This is a genomic window from Collimonas sp. OK607 (assembly GCF_900111995.1).
In the GTDB taxonomy this organism is placed as follows: Bacteria; Pseudomonadota; Gammaproteobacteria; order Burkholderiales; family Burkholderiaceae_D; genus Collimonas.
In genome coordinates, this window is the sequence record NZ_FOKF01000067.1 from 1 (window position 1) to 18,068 (window position 18,068).

General features: G+C 54.5%; 22 protein-coding genes and 1 tRNA gene. 16 read left to right on the plus strand and 7 right to left on the minus strand.

Annotated elements, in window-relative coordinates; all coding sequences use genetic code 11:
• The 4 genes from BM029_RS24555 to BM029_RS24570 form a co-directional block, all read left to right on the plus strand.
• The coding region (locus tag BM029_RS24555) for an IS3 family transposase (protein ID WP_139217336.1) at positions 1-317 on the plus strand (317 nt) is incomplete at its 5' end.
• Between the two features lie 10 nt (positions 318-327).
• Positions 328-954, plus strand: coding sequence for a hypothetical protein (locus BM029_RS24560; RefSeq protein WP_092440564.1), 627 nt, complete (start codon positions 328-330; stop codon positions 952-954).
• A gap of 95 nt (positions 955-1,049) precedes the next feature.
• Positions 1,050-1,220 (plus strand): hypothetical protein, encoded by a 171-nt coding sequence (locus BM029_RS26020; protein ID WP_170851218.1) that lies wholly within the window; start codon positions 1,050-1,052, stop codon positions 1,218-1,220.
• A gap of 139 nt (positions 1,221-1,359) precedes the next feature.
• Positions 1,360-1,593: a hypothetical protein gene (locus BM029_RS24570; RefSeq protein ID WP_092440568.1), complete on the plus strand. Its 234-nt coding sequence runs from the start codon at positions 1,360-1,362 to the stop codon at positions 1,591-1,593.
• Here BM029_RS24570 and rdgC read toward each other — a convergent pair.
• The 5 genes from rdgC to BM029_RS24600 all read right to left on the minus strand — a co-directional run bounded on the left by rdgC (position 1,586) and on the right by BM029_RS24600 (position 6,161).
• Positions 1,586-1,840 (minus strand): recombination-associated protein RdgC, encoded by a 255-nt coding sequence (rdgC, locus tag BM029_RS26675; RefSeq protein WP_371329165.1) that lies wholly within the window; start codon positions 1,838-1,840, stop codon positions 1,586-1,588. The two genes, BM029_RS24570 and rdgC, sit on opposite strands and share 8 nt — an antisense overlap.
• A gap of 663 nt (positions 1,841-2,503) precedes the next feature.
• Positions 2,504-4,047, minus strand: a protein-coding gene (locus tag BM029_RS24585; protein ID WP_092440574.1) for an IS3 family transposase whose coding sequence is annotated in 2 segments (ribosomal slippage) — positions 2,504-3,414 and positions 3,414-4,047 — 1,545 coding nt in all. Because the reading frame shifts where the segments join, the coding sequence is not laid out codon by codon here.
• Between the two features lie 3 nt (positions 4,048-4,050).
• Entirely contained in the window at positions 4,051-4,572 is a 522-nt protein-coding gene (locus BM029_RS24590) for a hypothetical protein (RefSeq protein ID WP_139217337.1), read from the minus strand.
• A 187-nt stretch (positions 4,573-4,759) separates the two neighbouring features.
• Positions 4,760-4,835, minus strand: a tRNA-Asn gene (locus BM029_RS24595).
• A 108-nt stretch (positions 4,836-4,943) separates the two neighbouring features.
• On the minus strand, positions 4,944-6,161 hold the full coding sequence (locus BM029_RS24600; protein WP_092440578.1) for an amino acid aminotransferase: 1,218 nt from the start codon (positions 6,159-6,161) through the stop codon (positions 4,944-4,946).
• 126 nt (positions 6,162-6,287) lie between these two features.
• Here BM029_RS24600 and uvrB point away from each other — a divergent pair, with 126 nt between their 5' ends.
• Positions 6,288-8,369, plus strand: a complete 2,082-nt coding sequence (uvrB, locus tag BM029_RS24605; RefSeq protein WP_092440580.1) for an excinuclease ABC subunit UvrB — start codon at positions 6,288-6,290, stop codon at positions 8,367-8,369.
• Between the two features lie 71 nt (positions 8,370-8,440).
• On the plus strand, positions 8,441-9,232 hold the full coding sequence (locus BM029_RS24610; RefSeq protein WP_092440581.1) for a uracil-DNA glycosylase family protein: 792 nt from the start codon (positions 8,441-8,443) through the stop codon (positions 9,230-9,232).
• A gap of 23 nt (positions 9,233-9,255) precedes the next feature.
• Here BM029_RS24610 and BM029_RS24615 read toward each other — a convergent pair whose 3' ends face one another.
• Entirely contained in the window at positions 9,256-10,047 is a 792-nt protein-coding gene (locus tag BM029_RS24615) for a TetR/AcrR family transcriptional regulator (RefSeq protein WP_092440583.1), read from the minus strand.
• Positions 10,048-10,389: 342 nt separating this feature from the next.
• On the opposite strand from BM029_RS24615, the gene iscR reads away from it, so the two are divergent.
• From iscR to iscX, 9 genes are all read left to right on the plus strand, one after another.
• Complete coding sequence (gene iscR / locus BM029_RS24620) at positions 10,390-10,884, plus strand: Fe-S cluster assembly transcriptional regulator IscR (RefSeq protein ID WP_092440585.1); 495 nt, start codon at positions 10,390-10,392, stop codon at positions 10,882-10,884.
• A gap of 17 nt (positions 10,885-10,901) precedes the next feature.
• Positions 10,902-12,155 (plus strand): IscS subfamily cysteine desulfurase, encoded by a 1,254-nt coding sequence (locus tag BM029_RS24625; RefSeq protein WP_092440587.1) that lies wholly within the window; start codon positions 10,902-10,904, stop codon positions 12,153-12,155.
• 70 nt (positions 12,156-12,225) lie between these two features.
• Positions 12,226-12,624, plus strand: coding sequence for a Fe-S cluster assembly scaffold IscU (iscU, locus tag BM029_RS24630; protein ID WP_092357272.1), 399 nt, complete (start codon positions 12,226-12,228; stop codon positions 12,622-12,624).
• Positions 12,625-12,656: 32 nt separating this feature from the next.
• The gene (gene iscA, locus BM029_RS24635) at positions 12,657-12,980 is read left to right on the plus strand and encodes an iron-sulfur cluster assembly protein IscA (protein ID WP_014007106.1); all 324 of its coding nucleotides are present in this window, start codon (positions 12,657-12,659) and stop codon (positions 12,978-12,980) included.
• 96 nt (positions 12,981-13,076) lie between these two features.
• Positions 13,077-13,592 (plus strand): Fe-S protein assembly co-chaperone HscB, encoded by a 516-nt coding sequence (hscB, locus tag BM029_RS24640; RefSeq protein WP_092440589.1) that lies wholly within the window; start codon positions 13,077-13,079, stop codon positions 13,590-13,592.
• Positions 13,593-13,625: 33 nt separating this feature from the next.
• Positions 13,626-14,252 (plus strand): LysE family translocator, encoded by a 627-nt coding sequence (locus tag BM029_RS24645; protein ID WP_092440591.1) that lies wholly within the window; start codon positions 13,626-13,628, stop codon positions 14,250-14,252.
• Between the two features lie 27 nt (positions 14,253-14,279).
• A complete protein-coding gene (gene hscA, locus BM029_RS24650; RefSeq protein WP_092440593.1) occupies positions 14,280-16,145 on the plus strand; it encodes a Fe-S protein assembly chaperone HscA in 1,866 nt (621 codons plus the stop codon).
• A 48-nt stretch (positions 16,146-16,193) separates the two neighbouring features.
• Positions 16,194-16,532: an ISC system 2Fe-2S type ferredoxin gene (fdx, locus tag BM029_RS24655; protein WP_092440596.1), complete on the plus strand. Its 339-nt coding sequence runs from the start codon at positions 16,194-16,196 to the stop codon at positions 16,530-16,532.
• A 39-nt stretch (positions 16,533-16,571) separates the two neighbouring features.
• On the plus strand, positions 16,572-16,766 hold the full coding sequence (iscX, locus tag BM029_RS24660; protein WP_092357264.1) for a Fe-S cluster assembly protein IscX: 195 nt from the start codon (positions 16,572-16,574) through the stop codon (positions 16,764-16,766).
• A 94-nt stretch (positions 16,767-16,860) separates the two neighbouring features.
• Here iscX and BM029_RS24665 read toward each other — a convergent pair whose 3' ends face one another.
• Complete coding sequence (locus BM029_RS24665; protein WP_092440598.1) at positions 16,861-17,565, minus strand: outer membrane lipoprotein; 705 nt, start codon at positions 17,563-17,565, stop codon at positions 16,861-16,863.
• Between the two features lie 219 nt (positions 17,566-17,784).
• On the opposite strand from BM029_RS24665, the gene BM029_RS24670 reads away from it, so the two are divergent.
• Positions 17,785-18,068 (plus strand): transposase domain-containing protein (locus BM029_RS24670; RefSeq protein WP_170851219.1); only part of this gene is annotated, 284 nt, incomplete at its 3' end.

Sequence of the window (18,068 nt, forward strand, 5' to 3'; positions counted from 1 at the left end):
CTCGGATCGAGGCCGCCCAGTATGCCAGTCACGCGTTTCAGGACCAGCTCAAGAAATTCGGCATGACTTGCTCGATGAGCCGGAAAGGTAACTGCTGGGACAATGCCCCTACGGAGAGCTGGTTTAACAGTTTCAAGAATGAACGCTACCATGGCCTGCGTTACGCTACGCATGCCGACATGAAGGCTGCCAGCTTCGAATACATCGAAGTCTTTTATAATCGCAAACGGCAGCATTCGACGCTTGGATATCGCTCACCAATCCAGCACCTCGAACAATGGGCTAGTGAGCAAAATCAGGAAAAGCGGGCTGCATAAAATCCACCTGATGGAAGACAAAATATCGAGGGAACCTCACGTTTTTTTGATTTATCTGGCGATAGGTCTTCTTGCCGTTGCCGCAGCGGTGTTGATTCTTCGCATGCTGGATATTCACGACCCGGCTGCCTGGGTGCAGGCCGTGGGGTCGGTTGGGGCCATCGGCGCCGCAATTTACGTTCTTGATCGGCAAAATAAGAACGCTACGAAACTCCTTCAAAGAACCGAGGACATGAGCATTCTCCGGAAGTACGCCGGAATCGCCGCACTCGTTGACCATGCCAACAACCTGATACAAGAATCGGGGGGGCGTATTCGCCCTCCGAATGATCTGTCTAGATATTTCTTCCGCTCTCACAATGAGGCCGCGTATTCCGACGTTAAAAATGCGCTGCTCGCAATACCCCTCTACGATCTGTGGTCGTACGATATGGTGGTAGGTGTTCGTGAAATGTGCGACGTCGTCCAAGCGGCGATTAATACTCTTGATCAAATGGGTAGCTCGCCAAATGCTCTGGGGGATTATCATAAGGTGGCGTTTTCCCATTTCAGCGCTCTCGTGGTTCAATCCTCTGAAGCTCACGAGAAGGTCAGATTGGCGATTCAAACGCTGGGTGGTATGGATGTGATCAAGTAAGCTAACGCTTTCGAAACAAATTCTCGATTGACGCGGTGTGGCTGCTTGGTCTGATTTGTAGTCATGCTAGGATATCTTTTCTAATGGAGGATGTGATGACCCAACAAATTCAAGAAATTTGGAAAAAGTTCGACGTCTTGATAGAGACAGCAGAATCGCCAGATACGAAATTGTTGATCGAGGCGATCAAGTTACAAACTGAGTTGCTGAACATTCGGATCGCTCCTATGGAGCATCTCTTGGGCACAATTGCTACGAGAAAATAGATCGATGCGATTGAGTAATTGATCATGCGACTGTCGCGGCTTCGATGCCGCCGCATACCGAACCATAGCTATACAGTAGGCTCGTCAGCCCACGCTTCATGCTAACATCCATAAAAATTGACGCTTGGGAGCATGCGATATGTATCTTTTGAAGCCATTTGCCACAGTGTTTGGTATCGCGATGATCGGAGTCTGGTGCTACTCGCTAATGGGGACCGTGGTGCTTCAAGATGCATCCCATGATTGTGAATCGTCAATCCTCGCCCTTGCCGATGCACCCGTCATCAATGACAGAACCAGTGCGAAAATGACCGCCACCTGTGTCGGCGCTGCGGCTAAGGCCAGAGTGCTTGTCGCGCCGTTTGTTAAGTAACTTCGCCGCCCAATCCAGTAAGAAGGCTGCGCATTAGCGCGTTAAGATCTGTGGCCATCAGTACGAAATCGCTGTCAAATCGCTCGTCATCGCTCCGTGAACTGACATCAGATTCTCCCTTCAATTGGTCATGTGCCTCAACGCGCCTGACTATCAGACTTTCCGTTAAAACAAACGAAATACGTTCATTCCACCTCATGGCTAGCCAGGTGCATTGCCGACCGTTCAAAAATTGGGAAGGGCACACGTTATGATTATCGGAGCAAAATTATCAATGGACTCAAGGATATTGACCACGCCGCGCAGGTTCAACTCGGTGAGTTCCTGGAAGCTCTGGTCAAGGCTGATGCATAGAATTTCGCCGCGAAGCTGTACTAACTGATTTGCATGGGTTTCGCTGTACGACGTCTTGGTCTGGAGACGATCCAAATCGGCCTATCGGCCAGCGCGATACCACTGGCGACATACCGTTCATTGAATCGTATCGGCAGAAAGCTATTCGACTGCATCAGATATCTGATGGCTTGGGACGGTCCGTACTTCCTCTACGTCACGCCGACTAGTTGGTGGGATACATATGAAATGCAGTCCTATTTTGATCGCGAGCTAAACTGCTCAAAGTCGAAAATCTGGTCACGTGTGCCGGTCACTATCTGATTACGCATCCGCAGCATCGAGAGGAAATCTTCAGCCGTATTGACAGAGATTCGCAGATGTTCTACGAAGAATACGTTATGAAATACCAGGTTGTCGAACAAAGTCCTATTCGAAGGGGGCGACTCATTCTGAGCACACTGCGCAAACTCGTTGTTGCGTGTTTGTAATGTGGCGATTTCGGCTTGTACTTCAGCCAGGTCAGCCTGTTGGTCTGCCGTCAAATTTGGGGGTGCGGCGTAAAATTTGGACTGATTTATGCCGTAAATCCGAGGCTTTCTCGGTATTCGAGGGGACTGAGTGAGCCAAGGGATATCTTGATGCGCTTTTCGTTATACCAGCGAATGTAAGAATCGACTACCTGAATGAATTGCTCAACGGTTGTAGCCTGCCAGTCACGAGGGTAGAACAACTCCGTCTTCAGCCGCCCGAAGAAGCCCTCACAGGCGGCATTGTCGGGTGAGCATCCTTTGCGCGACATCGAACGAATCAGCTTTGCGTTGTGTATCCTTGAGAGCCACCCAGGCCAGCGATAGTGGGCGCCACGATCAGAGTGAACGACAGGCCGATCTCCGCCGTTGGCTACCGTCTCGATGGCTGCATCCAACATCGTGTTCACCAGATCGGCATCTGGACGTGTGCCGATGGACCAACTGATAACCAAGCCATCAAAGCAATCGATCATGGGCGATAGATACACTTTCCCAGCCGGGATCTGGAACTCCGTGATGTCGGTAAGCCATTTCTCATTTGGGGTGGCAGCCTGGAAGTCCCGGTTGATGAGGTTCTCTGGCACTGGGCTGATTTCGCCCAGATAGGATCCATACCGACGCCTTCTGTTAGCGGTGACGACCAAACGTTCCTGCTTCATCAAACGTTGTACGACTTTCTCCGAGATAAACACCTGGCGCCTGCCAAGTGCCGCACGCATCCGCCGATAACCGTAGCAACGGTGATTGCACTCGAAGACTTCGGTGATGGCAAGACGCGCATCAGCATACTTGTCAGCGCCCCGGAGTTGGGCCCGATGATAAAAGTAGGAGCTGCGGGCGAGGTCAAGTTCGACAAAAAGTTCTGACAGCGAATAGGTTTGCTTCAGGGCGTCAACCAGCAGCGTCTTCTCCCGGTTGCTCAGGATCTGCAGATCGACGCCCAGGCCTTTTTTAACAGTTCATTGGCCTTCTTCAATAGGTCGTGTTCAAGCTGTAATCGCCGGATGTCCCGTTGAAGCGACTCGACTTGCCGCTGCAGCTCCGTCTCCGTCTGTTCAGGAACTGGCTTTGAATCGTTCTGGCGTTTCATGGATGGGGGTGCCTCACGACCGAGTAATTGATTCTTCCAGTTATACAACGTCGGCCTGCACACTGCTAGTTTTTGAGCAATTGCTTGTGCACTTGTCTTCCTGGTACACAGATCAATGACTGCCGCATTCTTGAACTCAGGGCAGTGCTGTACGTTTGCAGCTCTGCCGATAACGCGATGGCGAACTTCGGGGTGCAGTTCATCAATCCACGCAGTGAGCGTTGCACGGCCGGGGTATCCCAGCGCCTTCATAGTTGAAGCAATACAACGATCGTGCTCTAGGTAATGTTGAACCGCCGCCTGTTTTTGTTTGTCAGAATACCTCTGCCTTGAGCGCACATAGCCCACCTGCAGATCGCGACTTTGTTCGTATTCTCGATACCAGCTCTTGAGTGCATTCTTTGTTGGATAGCCCAACTGCCGAATGGTCGGGCGAATGCGCTTCCCGAGCTTGATATAAAGCTTGACTGCTCGAATGCGGTCTTCGTATGAGTACATGAACTACCTCCAAGTAGTCCAAGTTATTGTCCGCATCCCCTTTCGATCTGAATTCAATGTGACCTGACAGAACGTAAGTAATGTGTTTAGCAGAATAGAGCCGTCGTGAAGACCTCCATAGTCCGAGAGCGAAATTACACCTTTGAAGATATCGCGTGTACCTAGACTGAGGACCGTGCCATCGATGAGCTTTAACTCGCCGGTGCGACGCAGCGTGAGTTCATGCTTCGTCAGTTGATTCACGCCATGTATTAGTCCTCGAACAAGATCAACCAACATCTGGAGTTCGTCACCCGAATTTGTCTTGCGGGTCAGCCCCTTTTTTTTAATCTCGAAGAGCCCTATGAATTGCTCTGTCTCCACCAACAAATCGATATCGCCGGCCTTTGCTCCTTTGGTAGGCCTAGCAACTTCAATGCGTCGGCACTGGATACCCAGTAGCTCCCCGTTTAAGCTTTTGAACCATTCAGTCAAATTTTTGGCAACGAAGTTTTGCAGAGTGACCCACAACGCAAAAGCACCCACGCCGAATGTCCCAAAGCCGGCAAACGCGTCCCACCTAGTGTTACTTAGGATGAGCGTGTGTTTTAAAGCGGCGTATGCGAGGGGTTTGGTGCTGAATACCGCGAAGTATATTTGCCACTGGCAAATATAACGATGGTTTCGACCAAAAGAAAAGGGGCTGCATTTGCATGCAACCCCTTATGTATCTTGGCTCCCCGACCTGGACTCGAACCAGGGACCTGCGGATTAACAGTCCGTCGCTCTACCAACTGAGCTATCAGGGAATTGAAAGAAGCAGAATTATAGTCTTGAATTCGCTGAGTTGTCAAAGCTTTTTCTAAACTTTTCTACATCCCCGGAGCAGTCGTTACAACTTCTCCGGGACCCGAATATTACAGGACTTTTGCAATTGCGGCGACAACATTATCGATATTTTTTGTGTTGAGCGCTGCCACGCAGATGCGGCCGGTGTCTACCGCGTAAATCGAAAACTCGTCGCGCAGGCGATCGACCTGGGCTTTGGTCAAACCGGAGTAGGAGAACATGCCGCGTTGCTTGGTCACGAAATCGAAATCATGGCCTGGCGCTTGTTCTTTCAGTTTCTTGACCAGCAGGTGGCGCATTTCGCGGATACGTACGCGCATGCCGGCCAGCTCTTCTTCCCACAGCTTGCGCAGCTCTGGCGACGACAGGGCGGTGGCGACTACCTGGCCGCCGTGGATTGGCGGGTTGGAGTAGTTGGTGCGTACCACGCGCTTCAATTGCGACAGCACGCGGTCGGCTTCTTCTTTGCTGGCAGCGACGATGCTCAATGCGCCAACGCGTTCGCCGTACAGCGAGAACGACTTCGAGAACGAGTTCGATACGAACAGCGGGCCGCCGGCTTCGGCGAAGCGGCGTACTACCTGGCCGTCAGCTTCGATGCCGTCGCCAAAACCTTGGTAGGCCATGTCGAGGAAAGGAATCAGGCCGCGCTGGGTCACTACTTCGATGACCTGGGTCCACTCGGCATCGGTCAGGTCGGCGCCGGTCGGGTTGTGGCAGCAGGCGTGCAGAACAACGATCGAGCCGCTGGCCATGGTCTTGAGCGCGTTCAGCATGCCGCTGAAGTTGACGCCGCGGGTGGCTGGATCGTAGTAAGGATAGTTGTTGACGGTGAAGCCGGCCGATTCAAACAGTGCGCGGTGGTTTTCCCAGCTTGGATCGCTGATCCAGACTTGCGCATCGGCCGCGGCGAAGCGCTTGAGGAAATCGGCGCCCAGTTTCAATGCGCCAGTGCCGCCGATGGCTTGCACGGTTATCGCACGCTTCTCTTGAACTACGGCGCTGTCGGCACCAAATACCAGTTCTTGCACAGCCTTGTCGTAAGCAGCCAGACCTTCGATCGGCAGGTAGGTGCGCGGCGACAGTTTTTCGATCAGCAGCGCTTCAGCCTTTTGCACGCAGTCCAGCAGCGGCACCTTGCCGTTGTCGTCGTAATAGACGCCGACGCCGAGATTGGTCTTGCCTGAATTTTGATCCGCATTGAAACCTTCGGTGATGCCGAGGATAGGATCGCGTGGCGCCATTTCGATGGCGGTGAAGAGGGAGGCTGAAAGAGGTGCGTTCATCGTGATAACATAAAAAGTTGGCTGCAGATTGAATCTTGTAGCCGGGTTGAATGCTGTGCCGGGTCACGAATACTTCGCTGATCGGCGCGGATTTACTACCGCTTATTCTACCAAAGGTCGAGGCCCATGGCTGACATATCACAGGTTTCCAGTAGCGTTGACGAGTCTAAAATCGTCACTTTCCCCAATTCGCCATACAAATTGTTCCAGCCGTTCCTGCCCGCAGGCGACCAGCCGGCGGCGATCGCCAAGCTGGTGGAAGGGGTGGAAGACGGCTTGTTTTACCAGACGTTGCTGGGCGTTACCGGCTCTGGCAAGACGTATACGATGGCTAACGTGATCGCCCGCATGGGGCGGCCAGCCATCGTTTTTGCGCCGAACAAGACGCTGGCGGCCCAGCTATATAGCGAGTTTCGCGAGTTTTTCCCGCATAACGCGGTGGAATATTTCGTTAGTTACTACGATTATTACCAGCCGGAAGCGTATGTGCCGCAGCGCGACTTGTTCATTGAGAAAGATTCATCGATCAATGAACATATAGAACAGATGCGCCTGTCATGCACCAAATCGCTGATGGAACGGCGCGATGTGGTTATTGTGGCAACGGTGTCGGCAATTTACGGTATCGGTAATCCTAACGAATACCACCAGATGATCCTGACCTTGCGCGCCAAGGACAAAGTCAGCCAGCGCGACCTGATCGCACGCTTGATCCAGATGCAATACAACCGCAATGAAATCGATTTCGGCCGCGGCACTTTCCGCGTGCGCGGAGATACGGTGGATGTGTTTCCGGCCGAACATGCTGAACTGGCTGTGCGGATCGAGATGTTCGACGATGAAATCGAAAGCCTGCAGCTGTTCGATCCGTTGACCGGCCGGGTGCGGCAAAAGATTCCGCGTTTTACCGTATATCCCGGTTCGCATTATGTGACGCCGCGCGCTACCGTGTTGCGTGCCATAGACACCATCAAGGAAGAGTTGCGTGATCGGCTCGAATTTTTCCGCAAGGAAAATAAATTGATCGAGGAGCAACGCATAGAGCAGCGCACTCGTTTCGATCTGGAAATGATGCAGGAAATCGGTTTCACCAAGGGCATCGAAAATTATTCACGTCATTTGAGCGGCGCCTTGCCCGGCGAGCCGCCGCCGACCCTGGTCGATTACCTGCCGCCGGATGCGCTGATGTTCCTGGATGAATCGCATGTGCTGATCGGTCAGCTGAACGGCATGTATAACGGCGACCGTGCGCGTAAAACCAATCTGGTTGATTATGGCTTCCGGTTGCCGTCGGCGCTGGATAACCGGCCGCTGCGTTTCGATGAATTCGAAGGCAAGATGCGGCAGACGGTTTTCGTATCGGCAACGCCGGCCGATTATGAAAACCAGCATGCCGGCCAGGTGGTGGAGCAAGTGGTACGGCCGACCGGCCTGATCGACCCTGCCATCGAGGTACGGCCGGCCTTGAGCCAGGTTGACGACTTGATGACCGAAGCCAATGCCCGCATCAAGAAAAACGAGCGCGTGCTGGTGACGACGCTGACCAAGCGCATGGCGGAACAATTGACCGAATTCCTCAGCGATAACGGCATCAAGGTGCGCTATCTGCACAGCGATATCGAGACCGTCGAACGGGTTGAGATCATCCGTGATCTGCGTCTGGGTACCTTCGACGTATTGGTCGGGATTAATCTGCTGCGTGAAGGCTTGGATATTCCTGAAGTGTCACTGGTGGCGATCCTGGATGCGGACAAGGAAGGCTTCCTGCGGTCCGAGCGCAGCCTGATCCAGACCATCGGCCGCGCCGCGCGTAATCTGAATGGTACTGCGATCTTGTACGCGGACCGGATGACCGATTCGATGCGCCGTGCGATCGACGAAACCGAGCGCCGCCGCAACAAGCAGATTGCTTTCAATACGGCCAACGGTATTACGCCGGTCGGCATCAGCAAGCAGATCAAGGAATTGATCGACGGCGTCTATAGCCCGCAAGAAGCGCGCGAAGAGCTGCATGCGGCGCAGGATCAGGCCAAGTACGAAGCGATGAGCGAAAAGCAGGTGAGCAAGGAAATCAAGCGCCTGGAGAAGCTGATGATCGATCATGCCAAGAACCTGGAGTTCGAAAAAGCCGCGCAGGTGCGCGACCAGTTGCATGTGTTGAAGACGCAATTGTTCGGTGCGCCTGGAGCTGACAATATTGCGTTCTGAGTGTGGGGTTCTTGCGACCTTGTTTGTGCAGTTCTTTTACTGACCTGATTTTTTTACCTTTACCAAGAACGATGACTGATTTTCTTCCTGTTTCAATTCGTGCTGCTTTAGATGGTGTGCATGCTTCCTGGCTGACTATTCTGGAGGAGGGTTTGCGCGCCGTGGCGCAGGCCAATCCAACCTATTTGCAGGATCTGGCGGTAGCCGATTATTTGCCAACTGAAGGCCGCCTGTTTGCCGCCTTCACCCAGCCGCTGGATGCGGTGCGTTACGTGCTGGTAGGCGAGGGGCCTTATCCGCGTGCTGCGAGCGCTACCGGCGTGTGTTTCATGGATGGCGCCGTCGGTTCGTTGTGGTCTGAGAAGGGCTTGTCGAAGCAGGTCAATCGTGCCACCTCTTTGCGTAATTTCATGAAAATGCTGCTGGTGGCCGATGGCCAGCTTGCGATTGAAAGCACTACCGGCGACGCCATGCTGGAAGTGGCGCAGCGGGCGCAAACGAACGGCTCGGCGGCGATTCAATTGCTGGCTGATTTGCAGGCCAATATGGTAGGGCAGGGGTTCTTGTTGCTGAACGCTTCGCTGGTGTTTCGTCCGGATGTGCCGCCGGTGAAAGATGCCAAGGCCTGGCAGCCGTTCATGCAAGCCGTATTGCAAGGGCTGGCCGATGCTGCGGACAAGCGTGGGGAGAGTCTGCCGACGCTGGTGTTGTGGGGGAAAATCGCTGAGCAGTTGAATGCTTATCCGGTGACCGCACGTTTCCCGAAAGCGGTGGCGGAGCATCCATACAATCTCAGTTTTATCGGTAACGCCGGCATGCAGGCCTTGTTCGGGCCGATGCAGTTGTTACGGCGCGCAGGTTGATCGCAAGGCGCTTGATCTTGGTTTTAGATCAAACTCATTTGCCGTAAATCGATTTCCGCCTGGGTCAACGGCTTATCGGCTGCAGGTGCTGGGCTGAGAAGATCCAGTTCCGGCTCAGCGGCAGGCGCAGCAACTTTTGGCGCTGGTGCGGGTTTGGCGCGTTTGCTGCTGGCGACGACGGTAGCGGTTGGTGTGGCTGGTGTGGCGGCAGCCAGCCAGCGCTTGAGCATGTCGTCAAACAGCGCCAGCATCGCTGCAGGCAATTCCGGCGTGTAGGCTTGCCGGATGACGATGCCATCCCACATGGCGGTCAACAGCAACGCCGCCGCATGCGCATCCAGCGCCTGGTCGATCTGGCCGCGTTCCTGGGCAGTGCGCAGCATGTCTGCCAGGCCGTCCACCCATTCCGTCTCCGCTTTCTTGATCACCGCGCCGACGCGCTTGTTGCGCAAGCCTTCGGCGTAGATTTCTGTCATCAGGCCGGCATCGCTGATGGCGGCGTAACGCTGGGCGAAGGCGCGGGTGATGGCTGACAATGCTTGCGGCAGGTCGTCGGTATCGTGAAATTCCGACAACAGCGTGCGTGCCTGACGCCGCTCGTCCTCCGCCATGGCGGCAATAATCGCATCCTTGCTAGTGAAATAGCGGTAGACAGCACCTGGCCCCAGGCCTACTTCGGTGCAGATTTCCTGTATGGAGGTCTGGTGAAAACCGGTCTTGCGAAAGCACTTTCCTGCGGATTTCAGGATGTCGACGCGTTTCTGGTCGGCTCTCTGCGTCGGTGATTGCGGTGTCTTGGATTTGCGGATGGCCATACTGAGTGCTGCTCAAAAGAGGACTGTGCGGAGGGTCGACATTATAGGTTTAAGCGCGACCTCCTAGAATAAATTTTTTGCTGTTAACGCCATTTTTGCGCGCTTCTTGTTATAGGTGTTTGTGTATAAAAGGCAATTTTTCAGTGCTGGGCAGGGTCCGGATAATGCCCTTATTTATTGTGTTTGTATAAATGACAATTGCCTTCAGAGCCCCGTGCGGCGCGGGATTTCGGGAATTTGGCAATACCTGACGGATTCACTCAAGTTTGGTATACTGACGTAACACTACGTAATCCCGAAAAAAGGATACGCGGATAGGATAGGTTTGAGAGCGGAGATTACATGCGTCTGACTACAAAAGGCCGGTTTGCGGTAACTGCGATGATCGATTTGGCATTGCGGCAGGGTAAAGGTCCAGTTACTTTATCTGCAATTAGCGAGCGTCAAGAGATTTCCCTGTCATATCTGGAACAATTGTTCGGTAAATTGCGTCGTCACCAGATTGTTGAATCCGTGCGCGGGCCAGGCGGCGGATACAACCTGGCGCGCAAGGCCGAAGACGTCACGGTGGCGGACATCATTATCGCGGTCGATGAGCCGCTGGATGCGACCCAATGCGGCGGCAAGGAAAACTGCCACAGCCCGGATCACGAGGGCGGCGGCCGTTGCATGACGCATGACCTGTGGTCGACCTTGAATGCAAAAATGGTCGAATACCTGGATTCGGTGTCGCTGAAGGATTTGGTAGACCAACAACATGCGCAGCAACAAGCGCAGCAGAAGAAGACCCTGGAACAAAATGTGGTGGTGATGCATCGGTCCCACCTGGTTGCTTGATTGGAGCTAGAAAAAGTATGAACGCACCCTTGGAAAAAAGCCTGATAGACACATTGAAGGCGCCTCACTTCCCGATTTACATGGATTATTCGGCCACTACGCCGATCGATCCACGTGTTGCCGACAAGATGATTCCTTACCTGCGCGAGCAGTTCGGTAATCCGGCTTCGCGCAGTCACATGTATGGCTGGTCTGCTGAAAAAGCCGTCGAAGATGCACGCGAACAAGTCGCCAGGCTGGTCAACGCCGATTCGCGCGAGATCATCTGGACTTCGGGCGCTACCGAAGGCAACAACCTGGCAATCAAGGGCGCAGCCAATTTCTACAAGACCAAGGGCAAGCACATCATCACCGTCAAGACCGAGCACAAAGCTGTGCTGGACGTGGTGCGCGAGTTGGAGCGCCAAGGGTTTGAAGCGACTTACCTGCAACCGCAAGACAATGGCCTGATCACTCTGGAACAGCTGGAAGCAGCGATCCGTCCTGACACCATTCTGGTCTCGGTGATGCTGGTCAATAATGAAATCGGCGTGATCCAGCCGATCCCGGAAATCGGCGAACTGTGCCGCCAAAAGGGCATCATTTTCCATTGCGACGCGGCGCAAGCTACCGGCAAGGTGGAAATCGACCTGGAAAAATGGAAGGTCGACCTGATGACTTTTACGGCCCACAAGACTTATGGCCCTAAAGGCGTCGGTGCTCTGTATGTACGCCGCAAACCGCGCGTCCGTCTGGAAGCCCAGATGCATGGCGGCGGTCATGAGCGTGGCCTGCGTTCCGGTACTTTGCCAACCCACCAGATCGTCGGCATGGGTGCAGCGTTCGAAATCGCACGCGAAGAAATGGAAGCTGAAGGCATCCGTATCAAAGCGCTGCGCGATCGCCTGGCGAACGGCCTGCAAAGCATGGAAGAAGTGTATATCAACGGTGACATGGATCACCGCGTACCGCATAACCTCAACGTCAGCTTCAACTACGTTGAAGGCGAATCGCTGATCATGGCGATCAAGGATATTGCGGTATCGTCCGGTTCGGCATGTACTTCGGCGAGCCTGGAACCTTCGTATGTATTGCGCGCGCTGGGCCGTAACGACGAACTGGCGCATAGCTCGATCCGCTTCACCATCGGTCGTTTCACTACCGAAGAAGACATCGATTTCACGATCAACCTGATCAAGAGCAAAGTGGCCAAACTGCGTGAGTTGTCGCCGCTGTGGGACATGTACAAGGATGGGATCGATATCAGCTCCATCCAATGGGCGGCACACTAAGAGAATTTCGTTGCGGTCTGGTGAATTTTAATGATATTCACCGCCGCGGCATCAAACAAGGAGTAGCAAAATGTCTTATTCAGCAAAAGTTTTGGACCACTACGAAAATCCACGCAACGTCGGCGCTTTTGAAAAGGGCGACGAAACCGTGGGTACCGGCATGGTCGGCGCGCCTGCATGCGGCGACGTCATGAAGTTGCAGATCAAGGTCGGCGCCGATGGCATCATCCAGGACGCCAAGTTCAAGACCTACGGCTGCGGTTCGGCGATTGCTTCGTCGTCGCTGGTGACCGAATGGGTCAAGGGCAAGACACTGGACCAAGCTATGTCGATCAAGAATACCCAGATCGCCGAAGAACTGGCGCTGCCGCCGGTCAAGATTCACTGCTCTATCCTGGCGGAAGATGCGATCAAGGCTGCGGTTGAAGATTACAAAGCCAAGCACGGCGAACAGAAGCAGGCAGCGTAAAAGCTAATCTGGCAGAAAGAGATCGACGGCATATGGCAATCACACTTACTGAAAAAGCGGCGAAGCATATCAACCGCTACATCGAGCGGCGCGGCAAGGGCATCGGCCTGCGCTTCGGCGTGCGCACGACGGGTTGCTCCGGGCTGGCTTACAAGCTGGAATACGTGGACGAGAAGACTGACGAAGATGCAGTGTTCGAATCGCACGGGATCCAGGTGTTTGTCGATCCCAAGAGCTTGCCTTATATCGATGGCACCGAGCTTGATTTTGCGCGTGAAGGTTTGAACGAAGGCTTCAAGTTCTACAACCCGAATGTCAAGGATGAGTGCGGTTGCGGCGAGAGTTTCCGGATCTGATACTGGATTTGAAACTATCCGGTTGACCCTGCATCACGTTGGATTAGATGGATGACCAAGCCTGTTGCACTCCAACAGGCTTTTGTTTTAAGAACTATGCAAAATCATTTCGAGCTCTTCCACCTGCCGCAACGCTTCACGCTGGATACGTCGGCGTTGGAGCGCGCCTATCACGAGGTGCAGAACCAGACGCATCCGGACCGTTTCGCCAGTGCCAGCAGCGCTGAAAAGCGAGTGGCGATGCAATGGACGACGCGCGCCAACGAAGCCTATCAGACACTCAAGAGCCCCTTCAAGCGCGCCGCCTATCTGTGCGAGCTGAACGGTGTTGAGTTGCAGGCTGAGTCCAATACGGCGATGCCGGCGGCGTTCCTGATGCAGCAGATGGAATGGCGCGAAACGCTGGACGATGCACGCGCCGCGAAGAGTATGCCGGCACTGGAACAACTGGACAGTGAGTTGCGTGCAGCTCGCAAGGTCGATTTGGAGCGCATCGGCACTCTGTTGGATGCACAGGATTTCCAGCAGGCCGCGCAATACGTGCGGCAGTTGATGTTCCTGGATAAATTTGGGGAAGAGATCGGCAATGCGTTCGCCGTTCTTGAATCGTAAGATTAATTGAAAAACTATTAACCGAGTACGAGCATGCCTGAAGTCTGGTTATTCTTGATTGCCGCAATGACGTTGACCCTGGCGCCGGGTCCGGACAATATCTACGTGCTGACGCGCGGGATAACGCAGGGCCGCAAAGCCGGCCTGGTTTCCGCACTGGGTTTCAGCTCGGGTTTGATTTTTCATACCACGCTGGCGGTACTGGGATTCGCTGCGCTGATCAAGGCTTCGCCGTTGGCGTATTCCTTGTTGCGCTATGCCGGCGCCGGTTATCTGATCTACATCGGCGTGCGTACTTTGCGGTCTCATTCGGCGATCCATTTGCAAGGCGCTGCCGAGGGCAATGCCGAGCCGATGAAACTGTCGCGCATCTATTGGCAGAGCGTAATCGCCAACATGCTGAATCCGAAAGTGACCTTGTTCTTTATCGCATTCCTGCCACAGTTCGTGAATGCAAGCGCCGGTCATATTCCAGCGCAGATGCTGCTGCTGGCGGCAGTATTCATCGCGCAGGCATTGGCAATTTTCAGCCTGGTGGCCCTTTTTTCCGGCATGGTCGGAGCGTTCTTCCAACGCAAGAAATCGGCCGCCACCACCATGAACCGCTTGGCGGGCTGTGCGTTTATCGGACTCGGTATTCGCATCGCTCTGCCTCAATAAAGCAATAAACGAAAAGCAAGTCACCCTATGGCACTTTTACAAATTTCCGAACCAGGCATGTCCACCGCGCCGCATCAGCATCGGCTGGCGGTAGGGATCGATCTGGGCACCACCAATTCACTGGTCGCGACGGTGCGTAACAGCATCCCCGAAGTGCTCAACGATGAAGCGGGGCGGCCGTTGATGCCGTCCATCGTGCGTTATCTGCCGAACGGCAATGCGCATATCGGCTACAAGGCGCAGGCCGCGCAGACCACCGATCCGAAGAACACCATCCTGTCGGTCAAGCGTTTCATGGGACGCGGCCTGAAAGATATCGCCTACGCAGAAAACCTGCCTTACGATTTCCTCGATGTGCCGGGCATGGTGCAATTGAAGACGGCTGCCGGGGTCAAGAGCCCGGTTGAAATTTCTGCGGAAATCCTGGCCACGCTGCGCCAGCAAGCGGAAGATGCGCTGGGCGATGACCTGGTCGGTGCAGTGATTACGGTACCGGCTTATTTCGACGATGCCCAACGCCAGGCAACCAAGGATGCCGCCAAACTGGCCGGCCTCAATGTGCTGCGTTTGCTCAACGAACCTACCGCTGCGGCGATCGCCTACGGCCTGGATAATGCATCTGAAGGCGTGTACGTAGTGTATGACCTGGGTGGCGGTACCTTCGATATCTCAATCTTGAAACTGACCAAGGGTGTGTTCGAAGTGTTGGCGACCGGTGGTGATTCTGCATTGGGCGGGGACGATTTCGATCACCGGGTAATTTGCTGGATCAGCCAGGAAGCCGGGCTGGCGCCATTGTCCGATGAAGATGCGCGGGTGTTGATGGTCAAGGCGCGCGAAGCGAAGGAACTGCTTTCCACCAAAACCGAGGTCACCGTCGATGCAGCCTTGGGTTCCGGTGAACAAGTACATTTGCTGCTGACGTCGGAGATTTTTGACGAGATTACCCAGCATCTGGTGGCCAAGACTTTGACGCCTACGCGCAAAGCACTGCGCGATGCTGAATTGAGTGTCGATGATGTGGACGGCGTGGTGCTGGTCGGTGGCGCTACCCGCATGCCGAGTATTCGCAAAGCGGTCGGTGCTTATTTCCAGACTACGCCGCTGGCGAATATCGATCCGGACAAAGTGGTGGCGCTGGGCGCTGCAATCCAGGCCAATCTGCTGGCCGGCAACCGCGCTCCCGGCGATGACTGGTTGCTGCTGGATGTGATCCCGTTGTCGCTTGGCATAGAAACCATGGGCGGTTTGGTGGAGAAGGTTATTCCACGCAATTCGACCATCCCTTGCGCCCGTGCGCAAGAGTTCACCACCTTCAAGGATGGCCAGACTGCAATGGCGATCCAGGTCTTGCAAGGCGAGCGTGAACTGGTCAGCGATTGCCGTTCGCTGGCGAAATTCGAGTTGCGCGGGATTCCGCCGATGGCGGCAGGCGCTGCAAGAATCCGCGTGACCTATCAAGTCGATGCAGATGGATTGTTGTCGGTCTCGGCGCGCGAATTGCGTTCTGGCGTGGAGGCATCGATCAGCGTCAAGCCGTCTTATGGATTGGCGGATGATGATATCGCGAGGATGCTGCAGGAGTCGTTTGCCTCGGCTGATGTCGACATGCAAGCGCGTGCCTTAAGAGAAGAGCAGGTGGAGGCAGAGCGTATCGTGCTGGCCACCGAATCGGCTTTGCAAGCGGACGCTGCCTTGTTATCCGAGCAGGAGCGGGTCGACATAGCGGGTTTGATCGATGCTGTCCGAGTGCAGGCGCAAGGCACGGATCACGTGGCCATCAAGGCTGCGGTTGATGCGCTGGCGCACGGCACTGAAGAGTTTGCCGCCCGTCGCATGGATCGCAGCGTACATGATGCATTGACCGGCAAGACGCTGGACCAAGTGTCATAAAAAATTATATAAATTCATAAGACTTAATCTATTCCCGAGGTAAACCAAGTGCCCCAAATCGTCGTATTGCCCCATCCTACTTTCTGCCCGGAAGGCGTCGTGATCGACGCTCCAAGTGGCCAATCCGTTTGCGATGCCTTGCTCCAGCACGATATCGAGATCGAACACGCTTGCGAAAAGTCCTGTGCCTGCACTACATGTCACGTGGTGGTGCGCGAAGGTTATGCGTCTCTGAACGAGCTGGACGACAAAGAAGAAGATTTACTGGACATGGCCTGGGGCCTGGAAGCGACTTCGCGCCTGTCATGCCAGGCCCTGGTCGGCAAGGAAGACCTGGTGGTCGAGATTCCGAAGTACACGATCAACCACGCCAGCGAAAATCACTAAGCGTCGGCTAAGCGCCACTTTACAGAGAGGATCAGAACCATGAAATGGACCGATACATTGCGCGTTGCAGAAGCTTTGTACGATAAATTCCCGGATACCGATCCGGAAAAGATCCGCTTTACGGATCTGCACAAATGGGTGCTTGAGCTGGATGGCTTTGAGGATGAGCCGAATCGTTCCGGCGAGAAAATCCTGGAAGCGATACAAGCAGCCTGGATAGAAGAAGCCCGCTAAGGAAAAGAACCGCAGCACAAAGAAAAACCCGCTGTCGCTACAATCGTAGCGACAGCGGGTTTTTCTATTTCAGCTTGAATCTGGCTGATGCGGTTTAGCCGCGTCCTTCCAGGTGGCCGTTGACTACACGAACCGGATCGCCGACACGCCATCCCTGGCTGGATTGCGGGAAGCTGCGGACCTTGCCGTCTTCCATCCGCACCATGACTTGATAGGTAGTGTTGGTGCGAGTGCGTTTTTCTACTTCATTACCCGCAAAACCGCCGCCAACTGCACCGGCGACAGTCGCCAGCGTATTGCCGTTGCCATGACCAACCTGATGGCCCAGAACGCCGCCCAACAGCGCACCTGCTGCAATACCTACGCCGCTAGGCGGAGCTGCATGCTGGATTGCCTGAATCGATTCCACCCGGCCGCAGCTGCGGCAGATGGCTGGTTGTTGAGGAGCCCGTTCCTGCTGACGCGGGGCAGCAGCATATTCAGGCTGCGGCGCTTGCCTTGGATCCTGTGCCTGCTGCAGTTGCTGTTGTGTTGGTTGTTGCTGCGGCTGTTGTTGCTGAGAGTAGCCGTTCTGGTACGCAGTTGATGCACCATTTTGCATCGGCTGGCCGTTCTGTTGCTGATTGTTATAGTCAGCAGGCGCTGTCGACATAGCAGCGACTTGTGCCGGATTCGAGCCTTGCGAGCTAGGGAACAAGCCGGTCATGGCGGCCACGCCAACCAGGCTGGCCAGCATCACAGCCACAGCCGCGCCGGCAACCAGCGGATGAATGCGATTATTTGGTTTCGGGTTATCCATTAGTACCTCCAGGAGAATTTTTGTTTGTTGGTTAATGTAATTATCAAAGGTTCAGATACCGAACGCTATGCTGATAATGTGTCAGATGTATCCTTATGTAACGAGTTCCCGCATCAACAAAACAATTCGACTCTGACCCTAATGCCGTTAAGTTAAGCGGTTCAAAGGACCCGGTTGGCGGTTGTATACAACCGCCAAAGCTGTTAACCTTCGGCGACGATGCTGTCCGACGCCCTTCCACTTGTCACTGTTGATCTGCCGCCCCCCGACTGGAGGCGGCTTGGGGAGCATTTACCCGACGATTGGATTGAACAGGCGTTGGGCTACACGGGCAAGGCCAGTATTCGTCAGCGTCGCTTGCCGGCGCAGCAAGTGGTTTGGCTGGTGATCGCCTTGGCTATCTACCGACATCGATCGGTGCGGCAGGTAATGGCGGAATTGGATTTGGCGCTCCCCGACCTGAAGGAACGTTGTGTCACGGACAGTGCTGTGACGCAGGCACG